Annotated in this window: 23 protein-coding genes; 14 read left to right on the top strand and 9 right to left on the bottom strand. The window is 47.2% G+C overall.

Annotated features, from left to right (window positions below):
- The first annotated feature begins 15 nt into the window (after window positions 1-15).
- The 3 genes from ACLWNV_RS15220 (at window position 16) to ACLWNV_RS15230 (ending at window position 3,859) form a co-directional block, all read left to right on the top strand.
- A complete protein-coding gene (locus ACLWNV_RS15220) occupies window positions 16-1,374 on the top strand; it encodes a DEAD/DEAH box helicase (protein ID WP_413585295.1) in 1,359 nt (452 codons plus the stop codon).
- The gene (gene hflX / locus ACLWNV_RS15225) at window positions 1,371-2,798 is read left to right on the top strand and encodes a GTPase HflX (RefSeq protein ID WP_413585296.1); all 1,428 of its coding nucleotides are present in this window, start codon (window positions 1,371-1,373) and stop codon (window positions 2,796-2,798) included. The genes ACLWNV_RS15220 and hflX overlap by 4 nt, the downstream gene beginning before the upstream one ends.
- Before the next feature lie 62 nt (window positions 2,799-2,860).
- Window positions 2,861-3,859: a lipase family alpha/beta hydrolase gene (locus ACLWNV_RS15230; RefSeq protein ID WP_413585297.1), complete on the top strand. Its 999-nt coding sequence runs from the start codon at window positions 2,861-2,863 to the stop codon at window positions 3,857-3,859.
- Here ACLWNV_RS15230 and ACLWNV_RS15235 read toward each other — a convergent pair.
- Entirely contained in the window at window positions 3,856-5,109 is a 1,254-nt protein-coding gene (locus ACLWNV_RS15235; RefSeq protein WP_413585298.1) for a TCR/Tet family MFS transporter, read from the bottom strand. The two genes, ACLWNV_RS15230 and ACLWNV_RS15235, sit on opposite strands and share 4 nt — an antisense overlap.
- Window positions 5,110-5,211: 102 nt before the next feature.
- Between ACLWNV_RS15235 and trhA the strand changes: the two genes are divergently transcribed.
- The 3 genes from trhA to ACLWNV_RS15250 all read left to right on the top strand — a co-directional run bounded on the left by trhA (window position 5,212) and on the right by ACLWNV_RS15250 (window position 7,007).
- Complete coding sequence (trhA, locus tag ACLWNV_RS15240; protein WP_413587643.1) at window positions 5,212-5,829, top strand: PAQR family membrane homeostasis protein TrhA; 618 nt, start codon at window positions 5,212-5,214, stop codon at window positions 5,827-5,829.
- Between the two features lie 96 nt (window positions 5,830-5,925).
- A complete protein-coding gene (locus tag ACLWNV_RS15245; protein WP_413585299.1) occupies window positions 5,926-6,354 on the top strand; it encodes a hypothetical protein in 429 nt (142 codons plus the stop codon).
- 68 nt (window positions 6,355-6,422) lie between these two features.
- Window positions 6,423-7,007 (top strand): NUDIX hydrolase, encoded by a 585-nt coding sequence (locus tag ACLWNV_RS15250; protein ID WP_413585300.1) that lies wholly within the window; start codon window positions 6,423-6,425, stop codon window positions 7,005-7,007.
- A gap of 306 nt (window positions 7,008-7,313) precedes the next feature.
- Here ACLWNV_RS15250 and ACLWNV_RS15255 read toward each other — a convergent pair whose 3' ends face one another.
- A complete protein-coding gene (locus tag ACLWNV_RS15255; RefSeq protein WP_413585301.1) occupies window positions 7,314-8,264 on the bottom strand; it encodes a hypothetical protein in 951 nt (316 codons plus the stop codon).
- Between the two features lie 165 nt (window positions 8,265-8,429).
- Between ACLWNV_RS15255 and ACLWNV_RS15260 the strand changes: the two genes are divergently transcribed.
- Window positions 8,430-9,746, top strand: coding sequence for a phosphodiesterase (locus tag ACLWNV_RS15260; RefSeq protein WP_413585302.1), 1,317 nt, complete (start codon window positions 8,430-8,432; stop codon window positions 9,744-9,746).
- Here the strand turns inward: ACLWNV_RS15260 and ACLWNV_RS15265 are convergent.
- The gene (locus ACLWNV_RS15265) at window positions 9,733-10,587 is read right to left on the bottom strand and encodes an NAD(P)H-hydrate dehydratase (protein WP_413585303.1); all 855 of its coding nucleotides are present in this window, start codon (window positions 10,585-10,587) and stop codon (window positions 9,733-9,735) included. The genes ACLWNV_RS15260 and ACLWNV_RS15265 overlap by 14 nt on opposite strands.
- A 25-nt stretch (window positions 10,588-10,612) precedes the next feature.
- Here ACLWNV_RS15265 and map point away from each other — a divergent pair, with 25 nt between their 5' ends.
- The 3 genes from map to ACLWNV_RS15280 all read left to right on the top strand — a co-directional run bounded on the left by map (window position 10,613) and on the right by ACLWNV_RS15280 (window position 12,117).
- Window positions 10,613-11,368: a type I methionyl aminopeptidase gene (gene map / locus ACLWNV_RS15270; protein WP_413585304.1), complete on the top strand. Its 756-nt coding sequence runs from the start codon at window positions 10,613-10,615 to the stop codon at window positions 11,366-11,368.
- A 74-nt stretch (window positions 11,369-11,442) separates the two neighbouring features.
- Entirely contained in the window at window positions 11,443-11,643 is a 201-nt protein-coding gene (locus tag ACLWNV_RS15275; protein WP_413585305.1) for a hypothetical protein, read from the top strand.
- Window positions 11,644-11,718: 75 nt separating this feature from the next.
- Window positions 11,719-12,117: a hypothetical protein gene (locus ACLWNV_RS15280; RefSeq protein ID WP_413585306.1), complete on the top strand. Its 399-nt coding sequence runs from the start codon at window positions 11,719-11,721 to the stop codon at window positions 12,115-12,117.
- A 56-nt stretch (window positions 12,118-12,173) separates the two neighbouring features.
- On the opposite strand, the gene ACLWNV_RS15285 is transcribed toward ACLWNV_RS15280, so the two are convergent.
- From ACLWNV_RS15285 to ACLWNV_RS15295, 3 genes are read right to left on the bottom strand one after another with little or no spacing between them, the layout of a single operon-like run.
- The gene (locus ACLWNV_RS15285) at window positions 12,174-13,727 is read right to left on the bottom strand and encodes a DHA2 family efflux MFS transporter permease subunit (protein WP_413585307.1); all 1,554 of its coding nucleotides are present in this window, start codon (window positions 13,725-13,727) and stop codon (window positions 12,174-12,176) included.
- Window positions 13,728-13,764: 37 nt separating this feature from the next.
- Complete coding sequence (locus ACLWNV_RS15290; RefSeq protein ID WP_413585308.1) at window positions 13,765-14,625, bottom strand: HlyD family secretion protein; 861 nt, start codon at window positions 14,623-14,625, stop codon at window positions 13,765-13,767.
- A 3-nt stretch (window positions 14,626-14,628) separates the two neighbouring features.
- Entirely contained in the window at window positions 14,629-15,927 is a 1,299-nt protein-coding gene (locus ACLWNV_RS15295; RefSeq protein WP_413585309.1) for a TolC family protein, read from the bottom strand.
- Between the two features lie 120 nt (window positions 15,928-16,047).
- Here ACLWNV_RS15295 and ACLWNV_RS15300 point away from each other — a divergent pair, with 120 nt between their 5' ends.
- Window positions 16,048-16,563 carry a MarR family winged helix-turn-helix transcriptional regulator gene (locus tag ACLWNV_RS15300; protein WP_413585310.1) on the top strand — a complete coding sequence of 172 codons (516 nt, stop codon included), beginning with the start codon at window positions 16,048-16,050 and terminating at the stop codon, window positions 16,561-16,563.
- 50 nt (window positions 16,564-16,613) lie between these two features.
- Here the strand turns inward: ACLWNV_RS15300 and ACLWNV_RS15305 are convergent, their stop codons facing one another.
- Window positions 16,614-17,816, bottom strand: coding sequence for a hypothetical protein (locus ACLWNV_RS15305; protein WP_413585311.1), 1,203 nt, complete (start codon window positions 17,814-17,816; stop codon window positions 16,614-16,616).
- A gap of 155 nt (window positions 17,817-17,971) precedes the next feature.
- On the opposite strand from ACLWNV_RS15305, the gene ACLWNV_RS15310 reads away from it, so the two are divergent.
- Together ACLWNV_RS15310 and ACLWNV_RS15315 are read left to right on the top strand one after the other, a co-directional pair.
- Entirely contained in the window at window positions 17,972-18,271 is a 300-nt protein-coding gene (locus ACLWNV_RS15310) for a hypothetical protein (protein ID WP_340597592.1), read from the top strand.
- On the top strand, window positions 18,268-19,164 hold the full coding sequence (locus tag ACLWNV_RS15315; RefSeq protein WP_413585312.1) for an SAM-dependent methyltransferase: 897 nt from the start codon (window positions 18,268-18,270) through the stop codon (window positions 19,162-19,164). The genes ACLWNV_RS15310 and ACLWNV_RS15315 overlap by 4 nt, the downstream gene beginning before the upstream one ends.
- Before the next feature lie 9 nt (window positions 19,165-19,173).
- On the opposite strand, the gene ACLWNV_RS15320 is transcribed toward ACLWNV_RS15315, so the two are convergent.
- Window positions 19,174-19,923, bottom strand: a complete 750-nt coding sequence (locus ACLWNV_RS15320) for a hypothetical protein (RefSeq protein WP_413585313.1) — start codon at window positions 19,921-19,923, stop codon at window positions 19,174-19,176.
- Between the two features lie 80 nt (window positions 19,924-20,003).
- Between ACLWNV_RS15320 and ACLWNV_RS15325 the strand changes: the two genes are divergently transcribed.
- Window positions 20,004-20,663, top strand: a complete 660-nt coding sequence (locus tag ACLWNV_RS15325; protein ID WP_413585314.1) for a hypothetical protein — start codon at window positions 20,004-20,006, stop codon at window positions 20,661-20,663.
- A gap of 6 nt (window positions 20,664-20,669) precedes the next feature.
- Here ACLWNV_RS15325 and smpB read toward each other — a convergent pair whose 3' ends face one another.
- Complete coding sequence (gene smpB / locus ACLWNV_RS15330; protein WP_413585315.1) at window positions 20,670-21,128, bottom strand: SsrA-binding protein SmpB; 459 nt, start codon at window positions 21,126-21,128, stop codon at window positions 20,670-20,672.
- Between the last annotated feature and the right edge of the window lie 2 nt (window positions 21,129-21,130).

The raw sequence follows: 21,130 nt of genomic DNA on the forward strand, positions 1-21,130 counted from the left end.
TAGCTATCTGTCCCTATGACTTCTGTAAAATTCTCTGATCTTCCCCTTGTCGAACCTATCCAACGTGCCGTTTCTGAATCTGGATACTCCATTCCGACTCCGATTCAACAACAGGCAATCCCATATCTTCTGGAAGGTCGCGACCTTTTGGGCTGTGCTCAAACAGGCACCGGCAAAACGGCGGCGTTTGCGCTGCCGATCCTGAATCACTTGGCACAACAATGGAATCGCACTATGCCAAAACAGGCCCGCGTGCTGGTTTTGGCGCCGACGCGTGAATTAGCGATTCAAATTCATGAAAGCTTTCAAACTTACGGCAAGCACCTGCGCATTCGCACTGCTGTTATTTTCGGTGGCGTCGGCCAACAGCCTCAGGTGAAAGCTCTTTCTCAAGGCGTGGATGTTTTGATTGCGACACCGGGTCGTCTGTTGGATTTGATTCAGCAAAAACATCTGCAACTGGGTAAGCTTGAAATTTTTGTTCTGGATGAAGCGGACCGTATGCTGGACATGGGCTTTTTGCCTGATATCCGCAAAGTTTTGAACTACCTGCCAAAGGAACGTCAAAACCTGTTCTTCTCGGCAACCATGCCTAAGGAGATTCAAAAGCTTGCAGACTCTTTGTTGGTGGATCCGGCAAAAGTTGAAGTGGCTCCGGTTTCCTCGACGGCGGAAATGATCGAACAATCCGTAATGTACGTGGATCGCAGCAAGAAACGCGATTTGCTTCGTCATCTTTTGCAGGACAAATCCTTCGACAAAGTTATTGTATTTACCAGAACCAAACACGGTGCAAACCGTGTGGCAGAGGGATTGGCTAAAAATCATATTCCTGCTGAAGCCATCCACGGCAACAAATCCCAAAATGCGCGTCAACGTGCTTTGGAGAATCTGCGCGAAGGAAAAATCCGCGTTTTGGTTGCAACAGATATCGCTGCCCGCGGTATTGATATCGATGACATCAGTCACGTGATTAACTTTGAACTTCCAAACGAAGCGGAAAGCTACGTTCACCGTATCGGTCGTACGGCTCGCGCCGGCAGCCAGGGTATTGCCATTGCCTTCTGTGATGCTGAAGAAAAATCTTTCCTGAAAGACATCGAACGTCTTATTGGCAAAACCATTCCGGTTGTGACAGATCAACCTTACCACTCCGAAGAAATCGCTGGCAGCCGCATCCTTTCCAAGGGCAAAGCCAAAGCGATGATCGAAGCCATGGAAAATATTAAACCAAGCGGTGGAGGCTTTAAAAAGCGCCGTCGTTTGAATCCGCGTAAGAAGCCACCAACGTTCGAACCTAAAGGTGGCGCGCCTAAAGCGGGTACACCTAAAGGCGGCCATGGTCACGGCCACGGCGGAGGACACAAAAAATGAGTCTTCACGAAACAGGCGAAGCCGTTCCTAAAGCCGTCCTGGTGGGAATCCAGATTGGCAAAACTTCGGATCAGGAGTTGCAAAATTCTTTGACGGAGTTGTCCCGTCTGGTGACGACACTGGGTTTTGACGTGATCGGCAGAATGTCGCAGCGTCGTACCTCCACCAAAAGCGCCACAGTTCTGGGTGATGGAAAACTGATGGAGCTAGCGAAGTGGACTGGTGGCACTGGTAAGATCGCACCTTTTGCTGTTAAGAAAAAACACAAGGCCTCTTTGCGCTTTAAAAAAGACGACGAGGACGAAGATATTTTCGACCTTCCTGAGGAAACTTTCGATCCTTCTGAACCGGAAGATTTCGTTGAAGAGGAAAATCCCCAGGATCAAGCCCAATACGTGATCTTTGACTGCGACTTGTCGCCGTCCCAATTGCGTAACGTCGAAAGCGCCACAGGCGCCAAGGTTTTGGATCGCACAGGTGTGATCATTGAAATCTTCAGTCGTCATGCACGCACGCGTGCTGCGCGCTTGCAGGTCGAGATTGCTCGTCTGACTTACGTGGCTCCCCGTATGCGTGAAACCCTGGGCGATGATGATCGCATGGGTGGTGGCGGTAAGGGTGCCGGTGAATCCGCGATCGAATTGGATCGCCGTAAAATCCGCGACCGTATCAAAGAATTAAAGCAAGAACTTGCTTCTATTGGACAAGAACACCTGACTCGTCGCTCGCGCCGCGAACAGGAAGCCTGCGTCGCCTTGGTGGGTTACACTAATGCGGGTAAATCATCGCTTATGCGTGCCATGACCGGCAGTGAAGTTTATGTGGCCGATAAATTGTTTGCGACACTGGATACCACAGTTCGTGCCGTTTATCCTGAAACTCGTCCGAAGATTTTGCTTTCTGATACTGTGGGATTTATTAAAAAACTTCCGCACGATCTGGTGGCGTCATTCAAATCCACACTTGATGAAGCTTTGAATGCTTCATTGCTATTATTCGTTGTCGATGCAGCAGATCCATCATTTAGATCTCAGCTTGAGGTGACTCGCACGACTTTGGCAGAAGTGGGAGCTGGTGAAATCCCAAGCTTACTTATTCTTAATAAGCGCGACTGCTTAAGTGATGAGCAGACTTCTGCTTTGGCTGCCGAATTTCCTGACGCGATATTTTTGTCTACTCGCAATCCTCAGGACGTCGAAGAACTTCGTCTGCGTTTGGTTAAGTTTTTTGAAAACTCCATGCGCGAAGAAGAGATCTTTATTCCATATAAAGTTCAAGGGGTTATTGGCGACATCCGTGCACGTTTAAAAGTCCTGGGTGAGTCCTACGACGAAAAAGGTGTACGACTAAAGGTCCGTGCCAATGCTGAAGACTTTGATAAAATCGCAAAGAAGATTCGTGACGCTCTTGCTGATATCGATTAACAGCGTTTCATTATTAAAGTTTAACTCGCTCTAATACCTTCAAAAACCTTAAAGTAGCATCGATGAAAACGAGTTTGTCGGTGCCACTTTCAGTATTAGTTTCCACTCTCAGTTTGTTTCAGGGTTCACCTGCACTGGCTCAAGGAGTCGTGCGCTACAATGCCAAAGATGAGCGCAAACTTTTAGGCCCCCGATATCAAGGCCGTCTGGTACCCATGGCGCGAATGAATCAGCTTGCGGAAGAATCCGAAGAAACCGGTGATCCTTTAATCTTCATTCACGGACGCTCGGGTTCCGTAAAAAACTTTACTCAATTACTTTTAAGCACACCGCGATTCTCAGACTATAGATTGTTTTACTTTGCCTATGATGATCTGCATCGCTCACTCAAGCGCTCTGCCCAGGATCTGGCATTAAGTATCATGAAACTGCGCACGCCACGCGTAACCCTTATTGCCCATAGCATGGGGGGATTGATCGCGCGCGAGACCCTAAACTATCTTGCGAAAAATGGTTTTGGTGAAAACGTTCCTGCGATTCGGGTGATTAGCATCGATTCGCCTTGGCAAGGAGGCACCTCTTCGGGCTGTACACTGAAAGGAACCAGTGTCGATAGAATGGTGGAGTACTTTCTGCCAGCGGCATTGACGGACATGCGTTCCTGTTCAGAATTCTTTCAAGGACTTTACTCTGTTGACTGGCCGGAAAAATTCAGCATCGAACTTTACTTTGCTCAACACGGGGCCCAGGCACTGGATCACAGTGAGGCTCCCCTAAACAGACTTCCCGAAAAAATCGCAAATCTATTTTCTTCAGATACGCCGATGACCGGCACTTTGTATGAGATGAACTTCTGGAATGCGCTGTCCACGTCCTCGCAGTATCCTGCGTTTGTGAACGAGCTTTCAGCAATTCCTGAGCATTCAAAAATCACCGCTAAAGACGTAAAAAATCTTTTGGAAAAACATTTCCCGCGTTTTCCGGGGGATCACTCGTCAGTGATGATGCCTCACCCGCAGGCGGACCTGGATTTACCCAAATACCTGCAGGAAATTCTTTAGTGCACCATCGGGCCTGGCGGCACCGCTGCCGGGGCCTCTGATACCTTATGATAACGAGGATATAGAACAAACAAACCCCACGCAGCCAAGCTGATCACAGCCGCCAGCATATAGGCACTTCCCGCAAACTTAACCGGTGCATTTTCCGCCGTAAAACGCGCGAAGATATCTGTATAAATTAAGGGACCGATGATGGAGGTGATGCTGGCGATGGAAATCAATGTTCCCTGCAACTCCCCTTGTTCCTGCGGAGGCGTGTCTTTCGAAATCAACGACATCGCAGCCGGTCCCGTCAATCCATTCAGACAAGTTAAAGCCATCACGGCGTAAAGCATCCATCCTTGAGTCACCAAGGCGTAGCCAACGTAAGATATCGCACAAAACATCAAACCGATATTCACCGTTTTAAGCTCTCCCCAGCGCGGCACCGTGACCCGGGTCAAATATCCCTGAACGAAGGCGATAGAAATCCCGATGAAAGATAGCGACAAACCCACTTCAAACGTGGACCAGTTGAATTTGTACTGAGTGAACAATGTCCAGATGCTGCCGTGGGACTGCCCTGCCAATGATAACAACAGATACAGCCAAACCAAAATCCTCATGCCGGGTCTGAACAACACTTTCGCCAACGACTGCAAGGGATTCAGACGCTTCAATTCGATTTTGCGACGATGGGCCTCGTCCAGTGATTCCGGCAAAATAAAATAACCAAACGCGAAGTTTAAAAGATTAAACACAGCCGCAGCAATAAAAGGAGCTTGGTGTCCGTAGTGACCCAAGAGTCCCCCGAGGGCTGGTCCCACGATAAATCCCAAACCAAAGGCGGCACCGATCATCCCGAAATTCGCCGAACGATTCGAGTCATCCGAGATATCTGCCATGTAGGAGCTCGCGACTGTCATGCTTGCTCCGGTAAGCCCCGAAACTATACGTCCCGCAAATAAAATTCCCAAGGTCGGGGCAAAAGCCATCAGCAAATAGTCAAGACCGGCTCCCAATAAGGAAATCAGCAACACAGGTCTGCGACCATAACGATCTGATAATGAACCCAGCACAGGAGACGCCACAAACTGCATCAATGCATAAACAGAAATAAAATAACCAAAGTAATGATTCACGAAGGATGGGTCGTGACCAAAGCGTCTGATCACTTCGGGGAAAACTGGAATTAATACTCCAATTCCCAGTGCATCCAAAAAGATTGTGGCAAAAATAAAACGGACACTGGCTGTTGAAGTTTTCTTCATATATCTCACCTGCTAGGTTGAGTAATTATTCTTTTATCATCTGATTTTCGCAAGTGGGTTTTGCACTTCGCTTATGGTAAACTGTCTTCATCGGAGGTTCTTATCTATCAGGGTGAACGCTTCAACAGTATCAGCCACTTGGTGGGCGCCGTTTTAGCGGTCGCAGGAGCTTCCGTTCTGGTTACGTTGGCAAGCGTTCAAGGTGACTTGATTAAGATCGTCAGCACCAGTGTTTATGGTGGTATGTTGGTTCTGCTCTATACGATCTCGACTCTTTATCACAGCTTCCAGGGTCGCGCGAAAAAGATACTGCAAAAACTTGATCACATGGCGATCTATTTGTTGATCGCAGGAACTTATACTCCCTTCACGCTTATCACTTTGCATGGTCCCTGGGGATGGTGGTTGTTTGGGATCAACTGGACACTTGCTGTGATCGGAATTATTTTTGAACTCACCCTGTCTCATCGCACGCGGATTCCCTCGATGGTGATTTATGTTGTGATGGGTTGGTTGATCGTGTTTGCGATGAAACCACTGACAGAAAATCTGGATCCGCGTGGACTTGTGTTACTGACCACTGGTGGCATTTTATATACCGGCGGTATCGCGTTCTTTTTATTCGACGAAAAAGTGAAGCACTTCCATGGTATTTGGCATCTGTTTGTGATGGCAGGCAGCATCAGTCAGTACTTCTGCATTCTCTACTATTTAGTTTAGTATCTTTTTGACTCCAACTTCGTTGGCACATGAATTGTATTAGCATTCCTTCGGAGCCGAAATGCATCGGCGCAAAAATCTACGAAGGAGACCACCATGAAAGCACTATTAGGATTTATCGCTGTCACTATGATCACAGTCACATCTTTCGCAGGGCACTTTGATGACATATTCAAACCAGGTCGCGGTGACCGGGATCAGGGCCGTGGCGGATGGGGCCGACCAAATGTCACTTGCAGCGCTACAGATAAAGGCTGGGAGGAACACTGGGGTGGTCACTCTGATTGTCGTTCCTGCATGAAAAAACACGGCTCGTGTATTGAAACCTGCAGTGCCAGCTACTATGTAGTTAAAGTCGAAGGCACAGATTACCGCGGTTACAAAATGACTTTGGAATCCCGTGGCGAATCCCGCTACGAAGCTGAACGTGAAGCACTAAGATCCTGCAACCGCCGCTATGACAATTGCAAAGTAGTGTCGTCCAACTCGCAAAACGAAACTGTTTCCCGTCGTTCCTGCCGCTAGAAGCAGCCAGGTCCAGTCGCTAAAATCAAATCCTTGTGCTATTCTTTAGGAGTGCACAAGGATTTCGCTTGAATAAAGAACTCATTCAACTTTTTCAGAACCAAAACCCATTGGACTTATCGCAGTCATTGGATCGCTATGCCTGCGTTTCAGTGATTTTGCGCGGGCCCCAGGATGACCTGCAAATTGGCTTCATCCAACGAGCCATCCGCGCTGAAGATCGCTGGTCAGGTCAAATTGCCTTTCCCGGAGGCAAAAAAGAAGACTGGGATAAATCAGCCCTGCATACGGCGATTCGCGAAACCCAGGAAGAAGTGGGTATCATTTTGACTCAGGAAGAAGTTCTGGGACAGCTGGATGATATTCAGGCACGTAAAGCTGGCACTCTACTGGATTTCTTTATTCGCCCTTACGTTTTTTATCTGGATCGGGAGTTTGAAGTCCATTTAGATCCCAACGAAGTGGCGGATTTCTTCTGGATGCCGCTGAAACATCTGACCAGTCCCGCTCATGCGACAACTTATGGTTTCAATAAAGAACAGATTGCACTGGAACTTCCCGCGATTGCCTTAAATCGCGATGTCCCGCTATGGGGATTGTCTTACATGATCACGCAGAATCTGCTGAAGCATCTAAATCCTCGTATCTCATAGTGAGAATGTTTGGAAATTTTCAAAAATCTTGAATTTCCCCCTCAACTCTCCAAAGGTCCAGCCGATAGGTATGATATCAGCCCACTGCGAGTGGGAGCGAAAGGAGCCTTCAATGGCATCAACGCATGTAGTACTTCACGAATTCATTCTTTCAACGGAGATTCGTGAATTGGTAACATACCGGGAGACAGGACCGCCGTAACTACCATCCCCCTAGCCTAGTAATAGAGGGAGAATATAAATAAAAAAACCAGAACGATCTCAACGTTCTGGTTTTTGTTTTTTGGAAATGCTGAAATTTAGATTCTAAAGAATAGAAAATGTCGTCGCAAAGTTCACAGTCGTGGAATCAGCCGTCAAAGTCTTCGGATAGAAATTCAAGAACGGCGCGAAATAGATATCACGGCGAATCGCATAACCTAATCCCAGGCGCGAGCTCAAAGTACGGTTCCACAACACCAACGCATCTTCAGTTCCGCGTGGATTATTGAAATTCACCGCCAATGAAGAGTACATATTGAACTTATCTGTGAAGTTGTATTTCACCTGCGGGAAGAATCCCAAAGAGTAACGGCCCGTAGTCATTTCTTTTTTGCTTTTAACATCAGCGCCACGATCGAAGAAATAGTAGTCGAATGAAGCATCAACCCCTGCTGCGAAACCAGAAGTTCCAAAGTTATAAATCACCGAAGTGTCGTAACCGAAAGAGGCGTATTCGCCGATGTCGCGGTAAGTTTGATTGGTAACATAGACGCCTTTAACGCCGTTACGCATTTGGATGTCTCCTACGCGGGAGTTACGATCAACGCCCAAATATGGATTTCTAACATCGTAACGTTTTACACCCTGGAATGGCGTCAACGCATTAACCCCAGTACCCAATGACATCGCAGTTTTTGAGTCAAAGCGGTAACGAAGGCCCAAAGAACCACCCAAGGAAGTTTCGCAGGCACAAATACTGCCGTCTGGATTTGGCTGATTCGGATTAGACATGTCGCCCACTGGAGGACCGGAGTAGCTTAGGCTGGCTTTCAAAGAGTAACGGGAAAGAGAACCCGATTCCGCTTTCAAGCGCGCATCCGTGATGTCTTTGTCTTCCTGGAACTTTTTATTGATTACGTTCTCTTGTTTAAGAACTGAACTTTGAGTTGTTGGAGCTGCTTCTGTGGAAGATGCTGGCAGGCTCAGTTTGGAAGTTTGTGCAAAGGCATTGAACGACAAGCCCAATAATGCTGAAACCAAAACAACTTTGTTCATGAATTCTCCTGTGATGAGGTTGCTTTTACAGAAGGAATTTCCAAAAAGATAGTTGGGTTTTTGTTAAGACAGGCCATTGGAAAAAGTACCTGCTTTTTAGCGTCCCCCGTTGCCCGAATCGCGCCAGTTCTGTGAACCTATTAGAACCAAACAAAAGAGGCATTCATGAAAACCTCCCGAAGAGGTTTCTTACAATTATCGGCCAGTTCGATTATAGGCTATTCTGCGCTCGGTTCCCCGCTGTTTTCCGAAATTGCCGAGGCAGCCACCGGCTACACCGGACAAATTCCCATCTGTCAGCACATGACTAACTCTCACTCAGCCCAACTGACAGTATTAACGAACGGCTCTAACCCTTACGCCTACAAAGTATATGACGCCAAGGGTCGACCTCAGGCCATTCAGATTTGGGATCACGAAATCCGCAAGAGCTATCACCAGGGCATCGATAAGCTTTATGTCTCGGGGTTGGAACCTGACAACTCTTACTATCTGCAAGTGATCGACAAGGATCGCGGCACTGTTTTGGACGAGAGAAAATTCAAGAGCCTGAAACTTTCTTCCAGATCCAACGTACGATTTGCCCTGGTCAGTTGTGCCAGTGATTTTTTCACCACCCATGCGCGCACCATGTGGGACAATCTTTTCGCGCAAAAGCCGGATATGATTTTTCTGATCGGCGATGCTGTTTATTGCGACTTCCGCTGCGCCACTACCGAAGAAAATATCTGGCGACGTTATTGCGAAACGCGCTCCCGCCTGCGCCATTTCAGACAGCCATCTTTGATTCCCACTTTGGCGGTTTGGGATGACCATGATTACGGTCGCAATAACATGTGCAAAACCTTCAAATACAAAGTCAGTTCCAAAAGAACTTTCGATTTATTTTTTGGCAGCCGCAACACCGATGGCTTTAAACGCACCATGGGAGTGGGCTCGCAGCTGACAGCCTTTGGTCACAAGTTCTTTTTTCTGGATGACCGGTACTTTCGCGATGAAGCCCAATCCGGGGGCATGATGTGGGGAGGCGATCAGCAGGAATTATTACTGGAAAAAATCTGCGAAAATTCGAAACCCACGTGGCTATTGAATGGCAGTCAGTTTTTCACGGGCTATCACAAGCAGGAATCCTTCGCCAAAGATTACGGAAAGAACTTTGCGGATTTACTGACGAAGCTGCGCAAATGCGACGGGCCCATTGCCTTTGCATCCGGAGATGTCCACTTTAGCGAAGTCAGCAGTGTGGACCCGAAATATCTTGGCTATCGAACCTACGAATACACTTCCAGCGCCATTCATTCAATAAACTTCCCGGTGCAGTTGATCTATCGAAATCCGCGCCGCGAAGAGTTCACCTGGCATCACAATTTCCTGATTATCGACAGCACGGCTGGCAGAAATGCCATGCAGATTAAAGCCCGCTCGATCAACGCCAGAAATAAAATAGAATTCAGCCACCAGGCCGTGATCAGGCGGACTTAAACTTTCGAAGATGAGAGAGGACTTTTGGCAAAAGTTCAATCACGTCAGATGCCATCATCGACAGTGGATCATTGCCCTTATTCACCCACATGTTTGCGGTCGCCCCGTGAATGTAAGTTGCAAGCAAGGCGGCCTCTGGCGCTTTTATATTCTGCGCTCGCAAAGCCACCAAAATTCCTGCCAGTACATCGCCGGTCCCAGACTTGGCCAGAGCTGAATTTCCCGTGGCAACGGTAGCCACTTCGTTTTCCGTCGCGATCAAAGTGCGGTGACCTTTTAGCAAAACCACACATTGCAGTTTTTTTTGCGCCTGGGTGACAGCCTTGATGCGATCTACATTGATTTCCTCACTGGAAACTCCAAGCAACCGCGATAGTTCACCGGTGTGTGGCGTGATAATCCAGGTTGCTGGCAAGGGATATAGTTTTTCCTGTGCGACGACTGTTAAAGCGTCGGCATCCAGAATCACGTGAGTTTCCTTGGCCGCTTTTAACTCCCGAATAAGTTTTGTGGTGAAGGCGTTCACACCAAATCCGGGCCCAAGCAAAACCGCGCCGTGATCAATCTCACTCCACTTGGTCTTTGCGAGGTCGCGATAAATAAAATCGGGATGTTCCCAGGGAACGGGAGCAATGTTCTGTTGCGCCAGGATGACATAGCCGCTGCCCATTCTAAGGGCTGCTTTGCATGCCAAAACTCCCGCACCCGGATATTCCCGACTCCCCGCCATTATCAGGCTTTTGCCCCGGCTGCTTTTATTATCCGCGGCGGAAACAGGCGGTAAAAGATTCGCAGCGCCTTGTTTTCGCAAAATTCTGACAGAACTTGTGGAGGTTTTCATCGGAATCAGTGTATAACTCCCAACCATGATCGTAAAGACGGAAGCAGACTTAGAAGGACTTAAAAAGATTGGCAAGATCGTTGCCAATTGCCTGCAATACATGTCCAAGCAAATGGAACCGGGAATGACCACCAAAGAACTGGATAACTTGGGTGGCAAATATCTGGAACTTCATGGGGCTCGTTCTGGTCCTATGCTGGTTTATAATTTTCCGGGATACAATTGCATCAGTCTTAATCACGAGGCCGCGCATGGCGTGCCGTCCGACAAGAAAATCAGCGCTGGTGATTTGATTAACATCGACGTGTCAGCTGAACTAAATGGCTACTTTGCCGACAACGGAAGCTCCTTTGTCGTTCCACCGGAACGTACTGAAGATGTGCGTTTACTAAAAGCTACAAAGCTTGCTTTGGAGAATGCCATCGCAGGAGTCAAAGCCGGTATCAAACTAAATGAAATCGGTCGTCGCGTGGAACAAATTGCCGACGAATACGGTTATTCCATCATCGAAAATCTGGGCAGCCACGGCGTGGGAAAATCCCTGCACGAGTCGCCGAAATTTATTCCAAGCTACTATGATCGCAACGACGACCGCCGTCTGAAAGAAGGTCATGTCATCACGATTGAACCATTCCTTTCCACGGGCGCTCACTTCGTCGACGAAGTCGAGGGCGACAAATGGACTCTGGTTACTCCAGGACATCGTACAGCTCAGTTCGAGCACACCATGGTCGTGCTTAAAGATCGCGCCATGATCCTTACCATCCCCGACCCTGTTTAATCACAAGACGTCCCCCAAATTCTTGCTGGCATTGGCTTTCGGCCTATAGCCTGAAGAAGACCGAGGGGGTCATTATGAAACGTGGAATTCTGTTTGCAGTGTTGATCTTCTTTCATATCGCCTGGATCGGAACTTTGACGATGGCTGACGCCGCAAGCGAAAGCACCGTCCACCTCCCCCAGGAGGTTTTGGTATCAGCAGTTCTTTTGATTGTGTGGGTCGCTTATCAGGCTTTGTCCTGGGCCCATAGCGGCATTCTGGAAAAAAACAAATAGCACAGCGCCTTATCGCTATAAACTTCGAATAAAAGGTGGAAGCCTATTGGCATTAATTAGCCATAGGAGGCTTTCGTGAAACTATTTATCGCTCTACTAGCAACTGTCGTGGCTTTCTCAGCTCAAGCTGCAGACCAAAAATTGGGTAACGTTATCCTGGTCGAAAGAGAAATTCCAAATGCCTACGATCTTTGCGTGAAAAACGTCATCGATAAAACAGACAAAAAACAAAGCTCTTTTTACTGCGTGATCAAGTACACAAAAGCGACAATCGAAACTCCAGTGGGCAGAACTTCTCCGGTAACTTACGTAAAAGAGAACTGCAAAGTGCGCTCTGAAACGGGCAACGGCAACATGATGATCGCCTTCGGCCCTGAAAAGTCCGAAGTTGATTTCGAAACAGCACGCGCTTGCTTGCTTGAAGGTTTAACGGCTCACGGTCGTTTGACTGTAAAAGTAATGACTATCGAATAGTTGAAATTCTAAATTTCAAAATAAAAAAGGGAAGCACCAGCTTCCCTTTTTTTATTCTAGTGAGCATCCACGACTTTCACTGTGCGATTTTTAAATTTCAGAAGGTACAGTGGTATAAACGCCAACAACACCACAAACATCACCACGAACATGATCTCGTGGAAGGTCAGCATAAAGACCTGACTTTGCACTCGTCCGTATAATGAGCGAATCGCCAACTCTGTCTGTGTCGCCATGCCCATGGAGTGACTCATATGTGCCCCGGATTTAGCGGTGTTATAAGCAGTCCAAGTGTTGTGATCCAATAAAGTCACGTGAGGAGCCATATCCGCATAGTGCTGTTTGCTTGCACTGGTCATCATTGTACCGATGAAAGCGATCCCCATACTGCCGCCGATTTGACGGAACAAGTTTAAGATCCCTGACACTTCACCCATGGCAATACCGTTAAACTGCGACAAAATCGACGAGTTGATCGGTACGAACAAGAACGCCATCGCCAGACCACGAATATAAAGTCCCGCCAAAACGTCGCCTTTTGATGAAAGTGGCGACAATGTGGTGAACATATAAATACAAGTCATGACACCCAGGAAGCCAAACGCGATCAGATATTTAGGATTTACACCTTTACCCAGCATTTTTCCCACGAACGGCATCATCATCGCCGTCAAAATCGAACCCGGAATAAATAACATCCCTGTTTGAGTGGCATCAAAGTGGAAAGTCTGTCCCACAAAAACCGGCAGGATGAAAACCAATCCATAAAGGAAGAATCCCAGAATCGCCTGTAAGGCAGCACCATTAGCGACAATTCCATTCAGGAATAGTCGCACGTTCATGATTGGAGCTTTGACTTTGGTTTCCCACCATACGAACAGTGGCAAAGACACAACCGTCATGATTCCGCAGAACACAATTAACTTGGAATCAAACCAGTCATTGGATTCCCCACGCTCGAGCATATATTGCAGGCTTCCGATGCCCAGTACTAAAAGCACCAAGCCCCAAACGTCGAAAGGTTTTTTACCTTCCGAGGCACCTGTTGCAAAAGGCGGATTTTCAATCGCCATCAAACCAATCGCAATGGCAATCAGACCCAGCGGCAGGTTCACGTTAAAAATCGAACGCCATCCAAAGGTATCGGTCAACCACCCACCCAGTGTCGGACCTAAAGTAGGCCCGATCATCACGGACATACCAAAGATCGCTCCGGCAGTACCCGCTTTTTCTTTCGGAAACTGTTCGTAAATCAATGTTTGCGATGTCGGTAGCAATGCTCCCCCCGCCAATCCTTGTAGGATACGGAAGAAAATCAGAGCGTATAAGTTTGGAGCAAATCCGCAGGCTACGGATGTAATAGTGAACAGACCGATACAGCTTAGAAAATACTTACGGCGTCCCACCCGATTTCCCAGCCAGGCCGATACCGGAAGGACAATCGCATTGGCGATCGCGTATCCGGTAATAACCATACTGATATCTTCAAGGGTTGCGCCCAGATTTCCCATCATCGTGGGCAAAGCCACATTAACGATGGAGCTATCGATAATCTCCAGCAGTGAGGCCATCACAGCAACCAGGATGACCAGCCTAGATTTTGTAGTCATAAAAAACCTCTCGGAACCTGCAAGGTTCCATTCGGTATTAACGAACCTTTACAGATACGTTCGCAGACAATCCTGCTTGAAGCTTTTCGATTTCTCTTTCAGTTAAATTCAAAAGTTTGATTTTAACCGGAACGCGCTGAACAACTTTAGTGAAGTTCCCTGTGGCATTATCGGGTGGCAGCAATGAAAATATCGCACCAGTGCTTGGGCTTAGACTTTCGACTTCGCCTAAGAATTCCTGTCCTGGCAAAGCATCCACTTCAACTTTAACGGGCTTACCCGTCTCGATGTGCGTGATTTCAGTTTCTTTGAAATTCGCAATCACCCAGCGGGAGCTGCTTTCCACAAAACCAAACAACGGTTGCCCCGGAGGAATCACCATTCCCGGCTCGACCGACTTGCGGGCGATACGACCATCTTTAGGAGCTTTGATTTCTGTGTAGCTGGCATTCAGTTGTGCCGTGGAAACCTGTGCTGAAATCGCCTGAACTTTTTTACTAAGTTCACGATAAACCGCTTCAGCATTGTCGAACTGTGCGCGTGAAATCACGTTTTGGCGAAACAAATCACCCATGCGCTTGTAGTTGGCTTCGGCATCATGAAGTTTGGCTTTCACCCCTTCCAGATCCGCCTCTGCCGATTTCACGTTATTCTTATAATCCTGGCTGTCGATGCGAGCCAATACCTGACCTTCTTTAACCGGTTCATTTTCCTGAACTAAAACTTCCACCACAATTCCAGGAACTTTAGATGACAACATCAAGGTGTGCGCCTGAATTTGCGCATTGTCTGTGGAAACATGAGACCATTCGTAGTATCCGAAAATAGCAGCGGCAACAGTCAAGGCTGCACCAGCACCGATCATGACCTGTTTCTTTTTATTCTTAAGGTTCGTCATAAATTATAGTTCCTTCCCAAGGGCCAATTCCAAATTCACCAATGCTTCAGATGCATTCACCTGTGCATTTACCAGACCTGCGCGCGCTCTGAACAAATCCAATTCCGCATCCAAAACTTCAGAACTCGTACGAGTCCCTGCTTTGAAGGATTGAGTTGCCAGACGAACGCTTTCCTGTGCTTTTTCAACGTCTACAGTCTTTGCCTTATATAGCGCCGCTGAATACATGTAGCGACGTTTCCAGAAATCAAAATCAAAGCTGGTTTTCAATTTTGCCTGACGAGTGGTTTCCTGCGCCTGCACCTGACGGGCATCGGCCTGAGCCGCCTGTGCCGAGGAAGCAAATCCATCAAACACATTCCACGTCATGTTCACACCAAAGGAGTAAGCATTATTGAAATCCTGATCAGTCAAACCTTTGCTGATATTGTTGTAGTAGTCAGCCTGTCCAAAAAGAGAAAACTTTGGAATCCAGTGCTTATAAGCAGCAAGCCACGCTTTGTGCGACGCCAGTTCACGATCCGCAATGGCCTGATAATCAAGGCGTTCAATTTTTTCTGGCTTTTTAAGATTTGCGACTTTTTGCGCGTCTGGCGTCGGTAATTCTCCGGTGATTTGCTGACCGGAATCTTCCACTCCCAATCCAACCAAAAGATTTTGGCGGGAGAGGACTGTATTATCCTGTGCATTTAAGGTTTCAGACTGTGCCTCGCCCAACTGCACTTCAACACGAAGTACGTCGAAGCTGGTACCCGCTCCACTTTTTAAGAATGCTTTCGCACGGGATAAGTGATCTTCCAAAGTTCTTACGTTTTGATAGGACACTTTTTCCAGCTCAATCGCGGCAAGTGCCTTATAGAATTTCATTTTCGTTTCCTGGGAAACTTGAAACTTGGCCCAGTCCGCTTCTTTTTCTGCAGCGGAAGCTCCATAACTCATCGACTTAAAACGATCCCAGTTTGCCAAGCCATCAAAAAACATCCACTCGGCACGCGCCGTCCAGATGGTATAAGGTTGAATCATTTCAATAGTGGTTGGCGGACCTCCCAAGGTCACACGCTGAAGCATGAATTTTTCATCCAAAAGATGACTGCCCCCAACGGTTACTCGAGGCATGAATACGGAATAAGCTTCCACTTTTTTCCAGCTGGCTTCGTCTTTGGCCGCTTCTGCTTTTTTTACCTGAGGCGAGCTGCCGTTTGCGATGTTTAAAGAATCAGAGAGAGTGAGTGTTTCTGCGCGAACTGCAATAGAAGCCAGAAGCATGGTCGAGAGGGTGATTGCGAACTTAATATTTTTCATTTTTCACCAAATTTCTTGATTTTTCTTAGGCACCTAATTAATATAGTTAGGTGACTAACAAATGTCAAGAGGCACCTAAGTTGTTTCTTGAATGTGAATTTCCCTTGAATGGAGGGCCTCATGGCAAAACTATTTATACAAACACTCCCAACTCAAGAAGAGTTGCAACAAAACGCCGCCGAAATGTGCCCCAACGTTGATCCCAATGCACTTTACACCCACCTTTTGTTTCGTAAGCTCGCAACGGATCTGGAATCCAAGTTTGATAACTTTTTTGCGAAGTGGAACCTGTCTCCTGGACGATACACTCTTTTGATCATGCTGCGCAAAGCTCCACAGGGACTTATGCCATCTGAAATTGCCCAGAAGGTCGGCGTAACCCAGGCCACTATTTCGGGATTGATTAACAGTTTGGAAAAATCAGAATTAGTAAAACGCACCACGCACGAAAAAGACGGTCGTTCTTTTGTTATTCAGCTTACTGAAAAAGGTATCGCACTTCTTGAGGAAGTGTCGCCGATTTGGTTTACCAATATTGGAAACTTCTTTGGTCAGTTTAACGAGGAAGATCGCAAGCATCTGAATGAAGTTCTGGCTCGCATGTCCCAGAATGTCCATCTTCTGAATATGAAATAAAAAAAGCCCGGGATGACCGGGCTTTTTATTGCCTTTTATTCAGCGAATACTTAGTAGTCGCCTTTCAAAGTACAGCTCATGACTTCGTTCAGGTTTGAACCTGTCGAGTTCTGCAATGGACCGAAGTGATTATAAGACTTGCCCGCAGCAAAGTGAGGGCTTACGCAACGATCCGTTGGTAATTTCAATGATCCATTGGACTGAAGATTGGATGGATGAGTATTTCCGGATTTGGAAGTATTCACCTGCACCGCAAACATACCTGTGATTTTTGCAGCTCCACAGAAAGCATTGAATGTCTGCATCGCACTTCCCAATACACGGATCATTTCGGCTTTCGTAGCTGTCTTACTGATCTGATTATTTGGATAAAGCTTATTCCACTCGCGGATACATGCCTGAACGTTACCACTTGCTGTCGGAGTGAATTGGAACAAACCGATATTCAACTTGGAAGCCTCGTCCTGGTACGGGTCTTCATAGAACAACACCCCTGCTGGACGACGATAGCCTGAAGGTGCATTTTTGCTTGCAACATTTGAAGACGTGTTGGTGTCAGCCGAAGTCAGGGACTCCGTATAAGACATACACATCATCAGTTTTGACCAAAGCTTGGTGGCTTTCACTGCACTTTCACGGTCCCCGTTCATCGCGCCTCTGCGATATTCGTTCATCTTATTCGCGAACGCATTTAATTTTGTGATCACGGCCGCGGAAGGCACCTTGCCGCTGTTTAGCGTTTTAGTCAGTGACGACGAACTGACAGTACACAAAGGATGCGAGATCAAACTCGTTTCCAGGTAGGAGTTTTCGTTCGTGCTCATACCATATGAGGAACCGACATAACCTAAGCCTGCTTTGGATGGATACATTTTAAGTTCCACCGCATAGGCGATGCGATCTGCAAAGCGATAGCGGGAATCCAGGTTCACATCCACGTTATCTGATTTGTACGATTGAGTTTGATCACGCTCAGGGATCAATTCACGGTATGAGTTATAAAAGCTATCCACCAACTTACCCACTGGACCAGCCACTTCTGTGAAAATATCGAAATCTGCGGGAAGAACCGAACCCGTCGTTGCCGGAGGTTCCGGGGTGATCGGGGTTGAAGGAGCAGGCGCTGACGGAGTCGAGGTCGAGCCGTCGTTTCCAGAGTCCACCGGCTTTTTCGCCATGGCGTTTGCCGTATTGTTTAATAGAAGTGTTACCAAAGCTGCCATCAAGATCTTAGTCGTATTTGTGTGTGTCATGCCTCCTAGATCGGAGTAAGGTCCTAGGACTTAAGGCTCCCCAGACGAGACTGGACCTGAACTAGACCTCTACTGGACGTAGGTCAGAAGATAAGGCTCAAGATCAATCACCAAAATCCGATAATTATAAGTAACCAAAAAAAGGGAGTATCAGAATGAGTCAATACGATGTACCCGGTCTTTATAACTTCTTAGCTCACACACCAGAAGCGGGGCTCCGAAAAATGTTCGTGGATGGCAAGGCCTTCACTGAAACTCATTTCAATTTGATGATGAAAATTGTTCGCGCTGGCGATGAAGCCAAATTTGTAGAGCATTTCGAGAAGCAGGACTTCCCTAAAATCAAAATGGGCCCTGCTGACGTGAAAATTAAAGAGAAATTCTGGAATGAAGCGATCGCCGTATGGGACAGTCGTGGACTTCTGGCTCCAGCTGTGGCAACTAAGGCGGCATGATCGCTTATCTTGCCCCGGAAAAATTTTTGCCTGAACTGCAGGCCGAGCTTAAAGATATCACTGCAGTTTATGGCAACCTGGTTCTGACCAATGGGCCCATCCAGACCTCTGTGTGGGCCCAAAATATTTGGACCAATGCTGAAATCGTTCCTTTCGAATCTATTTCCCAAGCCGTTAAGGCCCTAAAAAGCCGTGGCCTGTTGTGGGCCCTTTATTCCTTTGATAATCATCGCCGAGCTCAACTGATTCAGGATCAGCTGCCAAAGCTGCGCCCACGTGTGATGAACTTTTTAAGCGATCTTCCGACTGATCCTTTGGGGGCCTGGACCCTGATCGATAAAAATACTCTGTTGATTTCCAACGAAACCAACTCTCTATTTCCTTTGGGTGCAGTTGCCTTTAACGAAGATAAAACCACGCCACCCTCTCGCGCCTACTTAAAACTATGGGAGCTGTTCACGGTTTACGGTGTGCGACCTAAAAAAGGTCAGCGCGTGGTGGACTTTGGAAGCTGTCCTGGTGGATGGACCTGGGTTTTGCAACAAATGGGTTGTGATGTGATCAGTATTGATCGGGCCCCGTTGGACGAAAAAATCGCTCGTCTGCCGCGTATTCAGTTTATGAAAACCAATGCCTTTAATGTGAAGCCCGCTGATATTGGGGCCATTGACTGGTTCTTTTCAGATATCATCTGTTATCCTGCGAAACTTTTAGAGTTGGTTCAGGAGTGGCAGAAATCGGGCTTGTGTGAAAACTTCGTCTGTACGATCAAGTTTCAGGGTGGCACAGACTTCGAGTCTTTAAGAAAGTTTCAGGCCCTGGAAAACGCACGGGTCCTTCACTTGCATCACAATAAACACGAAGTGACCGTCTGGATTCGCAAGAATACCTAGAGTTGGGAACTATTCAGTTCCCAGTGGAGTTGCGGGTTTCTCCTTGATGTATTGAAATTCCTGATCCGTTGATTTTTCCAGGTTCTTTTTCTGCTCGGCCGCTTTCTTTTTCAGGTCTTCTTTCTCTCGTTTCTGATCCTGATAGCGCTGAGTGTATTGTCGGTGCAGCTGATTGAACTCATCGTTCTTAGCCCGCATATAATCATCGAAATCCTTGCGTTTGGTTTTGGTCTCGTCTTCAAAGGCATCGCGCTTTTCTTTTTGGGCCGAATAAAACTCTTTACGCTCGTCTTCCATTTTTGCATAAAACTCAGTGCGCTCTGCGGGTTTTAGTCCTTTCTGCTTGGCAAAGGATTCGCGACGTTCGCGTTGTGACTTTGTGAACTCGTTGCGCTCTTCGGTCTGTTTTTTTGTGAACGTCTCCCGCTGCTTGGTCATATCTTTGCTGAAGTCATTGCGCTTTTTATTTACGATTGAACTGAACCGGTTGCGCACCTCAGATGGATTTTTGCTTAGATCAGACATCATCTGATCCATGAAGGCTTTTTCGTCGTTTTCAGATTTCTTCTCTGTGGGAATGTTTTCGCGAAGCTTATCCATCGCCTCGCGGTCTGCTTTCAAGGAGTACTTATCATCCACGACTGAAGGCGATTTGCTTTGAGCCATCACTGGACTGACTGATAGTAATACCGCAATTTGCAAGACCAAGGTCCCCAGAAAACCGGACAGCCCATTCCCCATAGCGCGTGATACTCTCATATACGTCCCTTCAGTGCGTTTTGTCTTTTTTTGAGAATAATTGGACTCGAAAGAAAACTCAACCCACCGATAAGGTGAATATGCTATACGGAAGAAGAGTTATCGAACCTCAACGAGTGCCCCACGGGAACGGTCGCAAAAGGTTCATCCTAAATAAAGCGTTTCAATATAAGTACTCCTGGTACATGATTACGGCCTTTGCTGGTGGAGCGTTACTTTTCTTTATTCCGGCCTACTACTTTATCAGCCAAAACTACGAGCTATTTAAAACTCTGGCGTACGATACTCAACCTAGACTGGTCGAGCACTTGGAACGCGAGATGGTCTGGTTGCGCGTGTTTATGGGTGCCAGTCTGGTGGCTATTGCCGGTGTGACTTTATTTCTAAGTATCCGCATGACCAAGAATTTACTGTCCCCGATGATTAAAATGGAACAGCACATGCATCAACTGATGCTGGGTCAGTGGTTTATTGAAGATTACGTCGTACCTGAAGAGGACGACTTCCGTGATCTATCCATGACTTACGATTATTTCTATCGCGCCCTAAAAGCGAACACTGAAACCGAATTAAAACTGTTAGAAAAGCTCTCCATCGACCCGCAAAACCGTGAAGCTTACGCCGCCTGGAAACATCTGTTGGCAGAAAAACGCGCACGCTTGGGTATCAAAGAAGAATTCATTTCAAACGATAACGTAGCCGAGCTACGTACAATGGAACACAGAAGACGAGTTAGCTAGTTATAGTTAGCGATCACGACGCATTGTCTGGCGCATTTGGCTTTCAACGTCTCGTTTTTTGATGGACTCGCGCTTGTCGTGAGTCTTCTTCCCTTTAACCAAAGCGATTTCGAGTTTTGCTCGGCCATTTTTGAAATAGATTTTCAAAGGGACGCAGGAATAACCTTTTTCCGCCAGCGCTGCTGCGATTTCATCGAGCTCCTTGCGGTTCATCAAAAGTTTTCTTAAGCGTTCAGGGACGTGGTTGTTGTAGCTGGAAGCCTTGTATTCAGAGATGTGCGCATTCTGCAGGAAAGCTTCGCTGCCGCGGAAGGTGATGTAGGAATCCTTTAGCTGCACGTCTTTATTGCGCAGGGATTTTACTTCGCTTCCCATCAGCATAAGACCCGCCTCGAACGTTTCCACGATCGTATAATCAAAGCGCGCCTTTTTGTTTTCCTGAATGATCAGAATGTTACCGCTCATGC

The organism is Bdellovibrio sp. HCB274 (assembly GCF_047306075.1).
Taxonomy (GTDB): Bacteria; Bdellovibrionota; Bdellovibrionia; order Bdellovibrionales; family Bdellovibrionaceae; genus Bdellovibrio.